The following is an 11,705-nucleotide window of genomic DNA, read 5'->3' on the forward strand; positions in this document are numbered from 1 at the left end:
GCGCTCTTGCGGCGCCGGTCAGTCGATCCCCAGCATGCGCCGGTTCGCCGCCTCGTCCGCTCCGCCGGCCGCGAAGTCGTCGAACGCCTTTTCCGTCACCCGGATGATGTGGCCGGCGATGAAGGGCGCGCCTTCCGCCGCACCGTCCTCCGGATGCTTGAGGCAGCATTCCCATTCCAGAACGGCCCAGGAATCGTAGTCATAGGCTGCGAGCTTGGAGAAGATCCCGGCGAAATCGACCTGCCCGTCGCCGAGCGAGCGGAACCGCGCGGCCCGGTTCACCCAGGACTGGTAGCCGGAATAGACGCCCTGCCGGCCGTCTGGATTGAACTCGGCGTCCTTGACGTGGAACGCCTTGATCCGCTCGTGATAGATATCGATGAAGGCGAGATAGTCGAGCTGCTGCAGCACGAAATGCGAGGGGTCGTAGTTGATGCAGCAGCGCGGATGGTTGCCGACCGCCTCCAGGAACATCTCGAAAGTCGCCCCGTCGAAAATGTCCTCACCCGGATGGATCTCGTAGCACAGATCGACGCCGGCCTCGTCATAGGCATCCAGGATCGGGCGCCAGCGGCGGGCCAGTTCGGCGAAGGCGGTCTCGACCAGCCCCGCCGGGCGCTGCGGCCAGGGATAGACATACGGCCAGGCGAGAGCACCGGGGAAGGACACGCTGGCCGTCAGCCCGAGCCGGCGCGAGGCCTTCGCCGCCTTGCGCATCTGGTCGGTCGCCCATTCCTGCCGCGCCTTCGGATTGCCGCGTACATGCGGCGCGGCGAAGCCGTCGAAGGCCGCGTCATAGGCGGGGTTGACCGCAACGAGCTGACCTTGCAGATGGGTGGAAAGCTCGGTGATTTCGACGCCGGCCTCCCGGCAGATGCCGGCGACCTCGTCGCAATAGTCCTGACTGTCGGCCGCCTTATCGAGATCGAACAGCCTCTCGTCCCAGGTGGGGATCTGCACCCCCCTGTAGCCGAGCGAGGCGGCCCAGCCAGCGATCTCGCTCAAGGAGTTGAACGGTGCCGTGTCACCGGCGAACTGCGCCAGGAAAATCCCCGGACCTTTCATCGTCTTCATTGCCTGTCTCCTCCCGTTTGGCAGCTTCTATCCGTTACCCGATCCTCATGATGCCCGCCCCTCGCCAGGCCCGCCAGCCTACATGCTCCAGCTTACATGCCCCAGCGCAGGGCGGCGGTGTGCACGGGCGCGTCCCATAGCGCCTTGATCTCGTCGTCCAGTACGGTGACCGTCAGCGAGCAGCCGGCCATGTCCAGCGAGGTCACATAGTTGCCGACCAGCGCACGGGAGATGGAGAGCCCGGCCGCCTCCACCTGGCGCGCCGCCGCCTCGTACATAACATAGAGCTCCATCGCAGGTGTCGCGCCGAAACCGTTGACGAAGAGCAGCACCTCGCCGCTGGCCGCCTCGCCGAGATCCTTGAGAATCGCCCCGATCATCTCGGCGGCAATGTCCTCCGCGCTGGCCAGCTTGACGCGGCGGCGGCCCGGCTCGCCATGGATGCCGACGCCCATCTCCATCTCGTCGTCGCCGATCTCGAACATCGGCTTGCCGGCCGCCGGCACCGTGCAGCTCGTCAAGGCCACGCCCATCGAGCGGGTGCGGGCGTTGACCTTGTCGCCCAGCGCTTTCAGGGCTGAGAGATCACGCCCCTCTTCGGCTGCCGCGCCGACGATCTTCTCCACCACCAGCGTGCCGGCGACGCCGCGCCGCCCCGTGGTGTAGAGCGAGTCCTCGACGGCGACGTCGTCGTTGGTCAGAACGGTGGCGACCTCGCCGGAGGCCATCTCGGCCGCCATCTCGAAGTTCATCACATCGCCTTCATAGTTCTTGACGATGAAGAGCGTGCCCGCGCCGGTATCGACCGCCTCGACCGCCGCCAGCATCTGGTCCGGCGTCGGCGAGGTGAACACCTGCCCCGGGCAGGCGGCATCGAGCATGCCGTGGCCGACCAGCCCGCCATGCAGCGGCTCGTGACCGGACCCGCCGCCGGAGACCAGCGCCACCTTGCCGGGCTTCAGCTCCTTGCGGCGGACGAATTTCAGGTCCTCGCCGGCAACGAGAATGTCGCCATGCGCCCGGCAGAACCCGTTGAGGCTGTCGGCGAGCACGGTGTCGACGGAATTGATCAGCTTCTTCATTGCTTCCTCCCGAAAGGACTATGGGGCCGCGGTCTCGTCACCGTCCTCCTCCAGGAGGGCGGCGAGGTCACGGATGACGTTGTCGAGCAGGACATCGAGCCGCCGGTTGCGTTCCGGGTCGCCGAGATCCGGCAGAAGCAGCGTGCGCGCCCGCAGCTTCGGGCCTCGGTCGACCAGCGACTGGCGCCGGGGATGCGCGGCCGCATAAGCCTCCAGGAAAGCCTCGCGTTCCCGCGGCGAGAAATGGCAGATCTCCAGGATCGGCTCGATATGAGCCGCCGGGATCGGCGTCGAATAGGCGGGGTTGGTGATCTGCGAGACGAAGCTCCGGTTCTTGCCCAGCGCCGCGGCGATCCGCTGGCGGGTGCCCGACGGGCGCTTGTCCAGCACCTTCTGCAGCACCGCCTTGTAGACGGCGACGAGCGGTGCGCTGTCGGGCGCCGATGTCTCGGGCGGTCTAGCCATCGTCACCCAGCCGCATCCCGGCGATCGCCGCCTTCACCCTGGCAAGCGCGGCCGGCGCGACGGACACCCGCCGCAGCCCACAAGCAAGCAGCTTCGGCAGAACGGCAAGGTCGCTGCCGGCATCGCCGCACAGGCTGACCGGCAGGCGGGCTGCCACTCCCCCGCGCAAGGTGGAGGCGACGAGCGCCAGCACTGCCGGATCGTCGGCCCGCCCGAGTTCGGCAACGTCCGGCGAATCCCTGCCGGCCGCCAGCACGTATTGCGTCAGGTCGTTGGAGCCGATGGAAAAGAACGCCGCCTCGCCGAACCGCTCGGGCGTCACGGCAACCGCCGGCACCTCGACCATGATGCCGAGCGGCGGGCGCACGGCCTCCCGTCCCTCGGCGCGAAGCTCGGCGATGCAGTCGTCCAGCAGCCGCGCCGCCTCCGTGATCTCTCCCGGCACGCTGACCATCGGCAGCATCACCTGGAGATTGCCGTGGCAGCCGGCGCGCGCCAATGCCCGCAACTGGACGCGGAACACATCCGGCCGGCGCAGCGACAGGCGGATCCCCCGGCAGCCGAGAAAGGGGTTGCTCTCCTCGACGGTGAGGCCCGGAACCGGCTTGTCGCCGCCCGCATCCAGCGTGCGGATCGTCACGCTGCGCCCATCCGCCCACGCCAGCACCTTGCGATAGGCGCGATACTGGCTTTCCTCGTCCGGCAGGCCGCCGGGACCATGGAAGAGGAACTCCGTGCGCATCAGGCCGATGCCGTCGCAATGGGAGGGATCGAGCGCGTCGACCTCCTCCGGGGCGGCGACATTGATCATCACCGAGATCGACACGCCGCAGGCCGTCGCCGCCGGACGGCCGAGATAGGTTTTCGCCGCCTCCGCCTCGCGGGCAAGGACCTCCGCCCGTTCGTTGTGCTGCCGCCGCGCTGCCTCGTCCGGATTGAAGCGGACACGGCCGCTGTCCCCGTCGACCAGCGCCTCGGTGAGGCCGCTCATGTCGAAAGCCCCAAGCCCGGTCACCATCGGCACGCCGCGCGCGCGCGCCAGCATCGCCACATGACTGGAGGGGCTGCCTTCCGCCAGGACGATGCCGCCACCGGCGGACCAGTCCGTCTCCAGGAACCGCGTCGGCGTCAGGTCGGTACCCACAAGAACCGCGCCCGCCATAGAACCGGCCGCGCCCTCTTCGCCCGACAGTGCCCTGAGCAGCCGCTCCCGGATATCGGCGAGGTCAGCGGAGCGAGCGCGGAAATACTCGTCCTGCGAGGCGCGATACTCAGCGATAGCGGCATCGAGCGCGGCCGCGACGGCGGCATCGGCCGAGCTCCCGCCGGCAATCGCTTCGCGGGCGGGCGCGGTCAGTTCCTCGTCCTCCAGCATCGCCAGTTGGAACTCGAGCATCTCGGCCGCTTCCGCGTCGACCGTCTCCATCAGGCCGGCAATCTGCGCCGAGGCCGTTTCCAGCGCCTGTGACAGGCGCGCGGCTTCCGCGTCCGGATCGCCTGCGGGACGCGTCCCCGCCACGACCCTGTCGACCACCACGACCGGGCCCGCCGCAAGGCCGGGAGAGGCCGCCCTGCCGGCAAGCTCCTGTCCTGTTGCTGGCGTCCCTGTCATCTCCCTCACTCCGCCTCGCCCGCGGCTCCGGTCTCGAAGTCGTTGCGCACCAGCGCCACCAGCGCGTCGAGCGCGGCGCGGGCGTCGTCGCCGGCCGCCCGGAACTGCAGGACCGTGCCCTTGGGGGCCCGTGCGGCCATCACCTTGACGATGCTCTTGGCATCGATCCAGGGGCCGTCCGGGCCGGGGCTCAGTTCGATGCGCGACTGGAAGGTCTTGGCGAGCTTGGTCAGCTTCACCGACGGCCGGGCATGCAGCCCGACTTCATGTTCCAGCAGGACCTCGGCGGTCAGCGCCACGTCACTCATGTCATCGTCCTCAAAGCGCCGACAGCTCTTCCGCGGTCCGGCGAACATCCTGCAGCGACGCGCCACCCGAGGCCTCGGTCGCGGCGATCACCGCGCCCTCGACGATCGGCGCGTTGCACACCACCACCTTGCCGCCGCGCTCTTCGGGGAGCATCTCGACAGCCATTTCCGAATTCGTCTCGGCCCCGCCGAGATCGACCAGAAGCGCGACACCGGCTTCCGACCAGGCCTTGTCGATGGCAGCAAGGATCGCCTCGACGCTGGTCCCCAGGCCCCCGTCGGGATCGCCGCCGCACCAGGCGAGCGGCACCTCGTCGCCGACCATCTGGCGCACCATGTCGGCGGTCCCTTCCGCCACAAGCGGCGAATGCGACACGATGACGATGCCGACATTGCTCATTTCACGTCTCCAAACTTCCCGGCGATTGTCTCGATGAGGATCTGGCTCGACCGCGCGCCCGGGTCGATGTGACCGATCGACCGCTCCCCCAGGAACGACGCACGCCCCTTGGTGGCCAGCATGTCCTTGGTCGCCGCGCAGGCCTCCCGCGCCACTTCGGCGACCTCGGCCGGCGAACGGCCCGCAGCAAGGGCTTCCGATGCCGGCACCAGCACGTCGAGCATGGTCTTCTGTCCGGGGGTCGCCTTGCCGCGCGCCATCACCGCCTCGATGGCGGCTTTCAGCGCGGCCGCAACGCCCTCGCGTGTCGGCGGCGTGTCCAGCGACTTGCCGAGCGTCATGAACAGCGTCCCGTAGAGCGGACCGGAAGCCCCGCCGACCTTCATAACAAGCTGCATGCCCGCCGCCTTCAGCGCCTCGTCCCAGGGCTTTGCGGCAAGCGTGTCGAGCTCGTCGAGCACGGCCTGCATCCCGCGCTTCATGTTGTGGCCGTGGTCGCCGTCACCGATGGCGGCATCCAGCTCGGTCAGCTCGTCGGCATGGGCAATGACGGCCTGCGCCGTCGTCTCGAAGATGTCCCTCAGGCGGGGATCGGTATCGCTCATCTATCTGATCCGGTTTCCGTCTTCATCGAAGTAGAGCGGCGAGACCGCCTCGACGCGGATCGCCTCCTCGCCGGCAAGCCGGCTTGCGGGATCCGCCAGTGTGGTCAGCCGGAAGTCGCCGATCCTGATGTGGAGATGGTTCTGGTCGCCCAGATGCTCGACCCAGTCGAGCCGTGCGTTGGCGCTTGTCGCATCTGCGGCCGCGATCCGCAAATGCTCCGTGCGCGCGCCGAGGGAGAAGGCGGCATCCGGCGCATTCTCCGCCGGGATCACGCCGACAGGCAGCACGTTGATCGCCGGTTGGCCCAGGCGGGCCGCGACATAGACATTGTCCGGATCCTCGTAGATCTGGCGCGGCGTGCCGATCTGCACCAGCCGCCCTTCCGACAGGATGCCGATCCGGTCGGCCATGGTCATCGCCTCGATCTGGTCATGGGTGACGTAGAGGATCGTTGCGGCAAGCTCGCGCTGGATGCGCTTCAGTTCCAGCCGCAGGTCCGCCCGCAGCTTGGCGTCGAGCGAGGACAGCGGCTCGTCCATCAGGAAGATCGACGGCTGGCGCACCAAGGCCCGGCCGATGGCGACGCGCTGCATCTCGCCGCCCGAAAGCTGCGTCGAGCGGTTGCCGAGCTTGTGGCCGATCCGCAGCATGTTCGCCACCGCCTCCACCGTGCGGCGGATCTCGTCCTCCGGCACGCGCCGGGCCGGCGAGCGCAGCGGGAAGGCGAGATTGTCGAAGACGCTGAGATGCGGATAGAGCGAATATTGCTGGAAGACGAAGGCAACATCCCGCCCGGCCGGCGGCATGCGGGTCATGTCTTGCCCGTCGATATGGAGAGAGCCGCCGTCCGGCGTCTCCAGCCCGGCGATCAGCCGCAGCGTCGTCGTCTTGCCGGCGCCCGTCGGGCCGAGCAGCACGACGAATTCGCCGGAGGCGATGGTGAGCGAGAGATCATCGACGGCCAGCGTCCGGCCGAACTGCTTGGAGATCCCCGAAAGAGCAACGGTCGCCATGTCAGCCTCCCGTTCCGGTGCGGCGGGCGGGACCCGCATCGTCGCGCGCGCTCGCCAGAGCCCGTCCGCTCGCCCGGTCGAACAGCGACAGCCGCGCGGTGTCGAAAGTCAGCCCCACCGTTTCCCCGTCACGAACGACAAGGTCGGCGGCGATCCGCGCCTTCAGTTGCGCGGCGCCCAGCATCACCGTGACGATCTGCGTCGTGCCGAGATACTCGCTGCCGACCACCTCGCCCCTCAGCCGCGAACCGTCGTCGAAGCGGATGTGTTCCGGCCGCATGCCGAGGACGAGCGCCCCGTCGGCCACCTGTTCCCTCAGCTCCGGGATCGCCACCTCCGTCCCGCACAGCCGAACCTTGGCAGCGCCTGCATCCTGTCCGCCTTCAACGTCCAGGAAATTCATCGGCGGCGAGCCGATGAAATCGGCGACGAACATCGTGGCCGGGCGATCGTAGATCTCCTGGGGGTGACCGAACTGCTCGATGACGCCGTGGTTCATCACCGCGATCTTGTCGGCCATCGCCATCGCCTCCACCTGGTCGTGGGTGACATAGACCGTGGTGGCCCTGATCGAGTTGTGAAGCTCGCGCAGCTCCCGCACCATCAGGTCGCGGAACTCGCTGTCCAGCGTGCCGAGCGGCTCGTCCATCATGAAGGCCTTGGGCCGGCGCACGATGGCACGCCCGAGCGCCACCCGCTGGCGGTCGCCGCCGGCGAGCCCCGAGACCGGCCGGTCGAGAATATGGTCGATGCGCAGCAGCCGCGCCGTCTCCTCCACCCGCGTCCGGATCTCCTGTCTTGGCATGCCCTGGCAGACCAGCGGAAACGCCATGTTCCGGCGCACGTTCATATGCGGATAGAGCGCGAAGAGCTGGAACACGAAGGCGATGTCGCGATGGGAGGCGCGGTTGAAGGTGACGTCCTCGCCGCCGAGAAAGATGCGCCCCGAGGTGGGCAGTTCCAGCCCGGCGATCATCCGCAGCGTCGTCGTCTTGCCGCAGCCCGACGGGCCGAGCATGACGAAGAACTCCCCGTCTTCCACGGTAAAGTCGGAGTTCTTCACCGCGGTGAAGGCGCCGAAGTTTTTCCTGAGGGCCTCGACCCTGATCTCCGCCATGGCTGACTATTCCGGAAAGTGGCTGACGATGATGAACATCACGGTGCCGGTCAGGATCGTGATGAAGGAATAGGTGAAGAGCGCCAGCGCGAAAGGCTGCATCAGCATCACCACCCCGAGGCCGATCAGCACCGTCGCAAACAGCTCCCACGGCCCGCGGCGAAAGATCCGCGGCCCCGCCGAACCAGGCGTCTCGGCCCCCGCCCCTTCTCGTCCGGGCGGGTGGGCGCGCTGGTAAGCGATGCGCGCGCGTGCCGCCTCCAGGCCGTTTCCGGCCGCCGTCTTCGTTGGCTGAGATCCGGTCATTTGCGCACCGCTCCGAAGGTGATGCCCCTGAGCAGATGCTTGCGCAGGAGGATGGTGAAGACGAGCACCGGCAGCAGGAACAGGGTGACGCCCGCGCCGATGGCCGGCCAGTCGAGCCCGCCCTCGCCGATGATCGTCGGGATGAAGGGCGGTGCCGTCTGCGCCGTGCCGGAGGTCAGCAGCAGCGCGAAGGCATATTCGTTCCAGGCGAAGATCAGGCAGAAGATCGCCGTCGCGGCGATGCCGGTCGCCATCTGCGGCAGCACCACCTTCACGAAGGCCTGCAGCCGCGTATAGCCGTCGATCAGCGCCGCCTCCTCGTATTCGCGCGGGATCTCGTCGACGAAGCCTTTCAGCAGCCAGACGGAGAGCGACACGTTGACGGCGGTGTAGAGGATGATCATGCCGAGATGGGTGTCGGACAGGCCCAGAGTCCGGTACATCAGGAAGATCGGGATCGCGACCGCGATCGGCGGCATCATGCGCGTCGACAGGATGAAGAAAAGCAGATCATCGGCCAGCGGCACGCGGAACCGCGAGAAGGCATAGGCGGCAAGCGTCCCGAGGAAGACCGACAGGAAGGTCGAGCCGAAGCCGATGATCACCGAGTTGAGGAACCGTTCGCCGAACTTGGAGGGGCCGGCGATCACCATCTGCCGCGAGCGTACCAGTTCCTCGTACCAGGTCTGCGGCGGCGGCAGGCTCGCCATATAGTCCGGCGTCTGGCGGGTCCGCGTCGTGAACAGGTTCACATAACCCTCCAGCGAGGGCTCGAAGACGACCTTCGGCGGATAGGAGATCGAATCCGGCGGCGTCTTGAAGCCGGTCAGGAAGATCCAGGCCAGCGGCACCATCGTCACCAGCGCATAGACGATCACCAGCGTTCCGGCGATGGTCCGCGTCAGGCGGCTCGGCTCGACCACGGAATGGGCGGTTGACGTGCTCATCTGCTCTTCACCGTGTTGAGAGCCTTGACGTAGATGTTGGCCGCGCCGAACACCGTGACGAAGAGAATGATCGCGAAGGCCGAGGACAGCCCCGTCCGCCACTTCTCGAAGGCCTCGCGCTTGAGATTGATCGAGGCAAGTTCCGTGACCGAGCCGGGACCGCCCGAGGTCAGTTCGACGACAAGGTCGAACATCTTGAAGTTCTCGATCGACCGGAACAGCACCGCGAGCATCAGGAACGGCATCACCATCGGCAGGGTGATCGACCAGAAGGTCCGGAACGGCCCGGCCCGGTCCACCTCGGCCGCCTCGTAGATGTAGTCGGGGATCGAGCGCAGGCCGGCGAGGCAGATCAGCATCGTGTAGGGCGTCCACATCCAGGTATCGACGATGACGATGGCCCAGGGCGCCAGGTTGACGCTGCCGATCATCTGGAAGGACGAGGGATCGGCCCCGGTGAAGAAGCTGATCACGTAGTTGAACAGGCCGATCTGCGGCTGATACAGGAACGTCCAGAAATTGCCGACGACCGCCGGCGACAGCATCATCGGCAGCAGGATGATCGTCGTCCACACGCCATGGCCGCGGAAGTTCTTGTTGATCAGCCAGGCCAGCGCGAAGCCGATCAGCACCTGGAAGAACATCGTCCAGAACAGGAAATGCGCGGTCACCAGCATGTTGTGCCAGATGTCCGGATCGGTCAGCACCCGCTCGTAGTTGCGCAGACCCACCCACTCCACAGCGCGATTGATGCGGTTGGCGCGGAAGTCGGTGAAGGACAGGTAGACCGTCCAGATCAGCGGAAAGACGTTGATCGCCAGCAGCAGCACGATGGTTGGTGCGATGAAGAGCCAGGCGATCGCCTTGTCCGACAGGCCGCGCACCCTGCGGGCGATGCCGTGCGGCGTGCTGCGGGCGAGCCGGTCGGCGGCACGCTGACTGATCTGCATTTGAGACATGATCGGATTCCGCATGGTCGGCGCAGAGCGCCTGGGCTTGCAGGGGCGTTCCGGCATGGGGACGTGAACGGCGCGAGCGCCGGGCCAGGAGCCGGGGCCGGCCGCCGTCGGGCGGGGCCGTTCATCTGCCGGCCTTGCCGCCGCCAGGGCGGCGGCAAGGGGATGGGCAGGCCTAGAGCTTGCCTTCGTCCTCGAAGGTCTCGGTCCAGTCGGCGATCAGCTTGTCGAGCGCCTCCTGGGCCGTTCCCTGGTCGGCGACGATGTAGTCATGCAGGCGCTTCTGCATGGCCAGCAGCAGTTCGGCATAGGCCGGCTCCTGCCAGAAATCCTGCACGGCGCCCATCGCCTTCAGGAAGTCGGCCGCGAAGGGCTGGCTGTCCTTGAAGCCGGGATCGTTGAGCACCGAGTTGTGGGCCGAGTAGCCGCCGAGCGACCACCACTTGGCCTGCACCGCAGGCTGGGCGAACCACTTGATGTACTTGAGCGCCTCGTCCTTCTTCTCCGAATAGGAGATCACCGAGATGCCCTGGCCGCCCAGCGTCGAGGCCTCGACATTCTGCTTCGGATTGACGAAGAAGCCGATCTTGTCGCCGCCGACCTGCTCGTCCTTGTAGAGGCCCGGGAAGAAGGCGAACCAGTTCATCGCCATCGCCACCTGGCCGGACTTGAAGCTGTCGAGGCTCTCCTGCATGTAGCTGTCGGTGTAGCCGGGCGCCGTGCAGCACTTGTAGAGTTCCTTGTAGAACTCCAGCGCCTCAACCGCTTCGGGCGAATTCACCGCGCCTTCCATGTCATACTTGCCGGGGGTGTTCTCATACTTGAACCCCCAGGCATAGAGCGCTCCGGTGGCTCCCATGGTGATGCCTTCGGAGCCACGCTCGGTGAAGATGTTGACGCCGTAGCGCGTCTTGCCGTCGATCTCGCGACCCTGGAAGAACCTGGCGATCTCCATCAGTTCGCGCTGCGTCTCCGGCGGAGCAAGATCCCGCCCGTACTCCGCCTTGAACGCCTCCTGGATCTCCGGCTTGGAGAACCAGTCCTTGCGGTAGAACCACGCATTGGCATCGCCCATCGCCGGCAGCGCCCAGTAGTTCGGTGTGCCCTTCGGCCAGGTCGAATAGGCATAGACAGTCGCCGGGGCGAAATCGTCCATGCTGATGCCTTCGGCGTCGAAGAAGTCGTTCAGCTTGACGTAGTGGCCGTTTTCCGCGCCACCGCCGATCCACTGGCTGTCGCCGATCAGAAGATCGCACAGCTTGCCGCCCGAGTTCAGCTCGTTGAGCATCCGGTCGGCGAAGTTCGGCCAGGGCACGAATTCGAACTTCATGCCGATGCCGGTCTCGGCCGTGAAGTCCTTCGACAACTCGACCAGCGCATTGGCCGGGTCCCAGGCGGCCCAGCACAGGGTGATGTCTTGCGCCTGTGCCGATGTCGTGGCGAACCCGCCAAGCATCGTCCCGCACAGGACGGCAGCCCATGTCTTCCGATATCCGTTCACGTGATCCTCCCAAACTTCGCGCGGCGTTCTTGTCGGAACCGCCCCTCCAGACGGCCGCCGGCCGCGCCCCGCCTTGCGCGAGGACGCCATCCGTTGCCCGGATGTTTACCGCGATGTTTAGTAAGATCATCATAGCTAAACAAATCAAGCGATTTCGTTGCTGCGAAGCCGCATCTCAACCTTGCAATGCAGCATGCTTCACCCGTCAAAAGGGCGTCAAAGATCCCTTTGTTTCGCAAGGATCGAACTCATCGAAACGATCTGTCTTCGTTTCGCGAAATAATGAGAGCTATGACAATAAACATTTTAATCGCATCC

At 66.5% G+C, this 11,705-nt stretch carries 13 protein-coding genes; all 13 read right to left on the reverse strand.

From position 1 onward, the window contains the following. Positions 1-18: 18 nt before the first annotated feature. On the reverse strand, positions 19-1,074 hold the full coding sequence (locus TSB10P1A_RS13015; RefSeq protein ID WP_186388346.1) for a sugar phosphate isomerase/epimerase: 1,056 nt from the start codon (positions 1,072-1,074) through the stop codon (positions 19-21). Positions 1,075-1,166: 92 nt separating this feature from the next. Beyond that, positions 1,167-2,156 carry a dihydroxyacetone kinase subunit DhaK gene (gene dhaK, locus TSB10P1A_RS13020; protein ID WP_186388347.1) on the reverse strand — a complete coding sequence of 330 codons (990 nt, stop codon included), beginning with the start codon at positions 2,154-2,156 and terminating at the stop codon, positions 1,167-1,169. A gap of 18 nt (positions 2,157-2,174) precedes the next feature. Beyond that, a complete protein-coding gene (locus TSB10P1A_RS13025) occupies positions 2,175-2,621 on the reverse strand; it encodes a hypothetical protein (protein ID WP_186388348.1) in 447 nt (148 codons plus the stop codon). Beyond that, on the reverse strand, positions 2,614-4,233 hold the full coding sequence (locus TSB10P1A_RS13030) for a phosphoenolpyruvate--protein phosphotransferase (RefSeq protein ID WP_186388349.1): 1,620 nt from the start codon (positions 4,231-4,233) through the stop codon (positions 2,614-2,616). Before TSB10P1A_RS13030 ends, TSB10P1A_RS13025 begins: the two co-directional genes overlap by 8 nt. Before the next feature lie 5 nt (positions 4,234-4,238). Next, positions 4,239-4,541, reverse strand: a complete 303-nt coding sequence (locus TSB10P1A_RS13035) for an HPr family phosphocarrier protein (protein ID WP_186388350.1) — start codon at positions 4,539-4,541, stop codon at positions 4,239-4,241. Between the two features lie 10 nt (positions 4,542-4,551). Further along, positions 4,552-4,941, reverse strand: a complete 390-nt coding sequence (gene dhaM / locus TSB10P1A_RS13040) for a dihydroxyacetone kinase phosphoryl donor subunit DhaM (RefSeq protein ID WP_186388351.1) — start codon at positions 4,939-4,941, stop codon at positions 4,552-4,554. After that, positions 4,938-5,546, reverse strand: coding sequence for a dihydroxyacetone kinase subunit DhaL (dhaL, locus tag TSB10P1A_RS13045; RefSeq protein ID WP_186388352.1), 609 nt, complete (start codon positions 5,544-5,546; stop codon positions 4,938-4,940). The genes dhaM and dhaL overlap by 4 nt, the downstream gene beginning before the upstream one ends. Continuing rightward, the gene (locus TSB10P1A_RS13050) at positions 5,547-6,560 is read right to left on the reverse strand and encodes an ABC transporter ATP-binding protein (RefSeq protein WP_186388353.1); all 1,014 of its coding nucleotides are present in this window, start codon (positions 6,558-6,560) and stop codon (positions 5,547-5,549) included. It abuts the gene before it with no gap. 1 nt (position 6,561) lies between these two features. After that, positions 6,562-7,677 (reverse strand): ABC transporter ATP-binding protein, encoded by a 1,116-nt coding sequence (locus TSB10P1A_RS13055; RefSeq protein ID WP_186388354.1) that lies wholly within the window; start codon positions 7,675-7,677, stop codon positions 6,562-6,564. 6 nt (positions 7,678-7,683) lie between these two features. Beyond that, positions 7,684-7,983 (reverse strand): hypothetical protein, encoded by a 300-nt coding sequence (locus tag TSB10P1A_RS13060; RefSeq protein WP_186388507.1) that lies wholly within the window; start codon positions 7,981-7,983, stop codon positions 7,684-7,686. After that, positions 7,980-8,930: a carbohydrate ABC transporter permease gene (locus tag TSB10P1A_RS13065; RefSeq protein ID WP_186388355.1), complete on the reverse strand. Its 951-nt coding sequence runs from the start codon at positions 8,928-8,930 to the stop codon at positions 7,980-7,982. The genes TSB10P1A_RS13060 and TSB10P1A_RS13065 overlap by 4 nt, the downstream gene beginning before the upstream one ends. After that, on the reverse strand, positions 8,927-9,889 hold the full coding sequence (locus tag TSB10P1A_RS13070) for a carbohydrate ABC transporter permease (protein ID WP_186388356.1): 963 nt from the start codon (positions 9,887-9,889) through the stop codon (positions 8,927-8,929). Before TSB10P1A_RS13070 ends, TSB10P1A_RS13065 begins: the two co-directional genes overlap by 4 nt. 172 nt (positions 9,890-10,061) lie before the next feature. Beyond that, positions 10,062-11,342, reverse strand: a complete 1,281-nt coding sequence (locus tag TSB10P1A_RS13075; protein WP_186388494.1) for an extracellular solute-binding protein — start codon at positions 11,340-11,342, stop codon at positions 10,062-10,064. Between the last annotated feature and the right edge of the window lie 363 nt (positions 11,343-11,705).

Source organism: Stappia sp. TSB10P1A (genome assembly GCF_900185725.1).
Classification (GTDB): Bacteria; Pseudomonadota; Alphaproteobacteria; order Rhizobiales; family Stappiaceae; genus Stappia.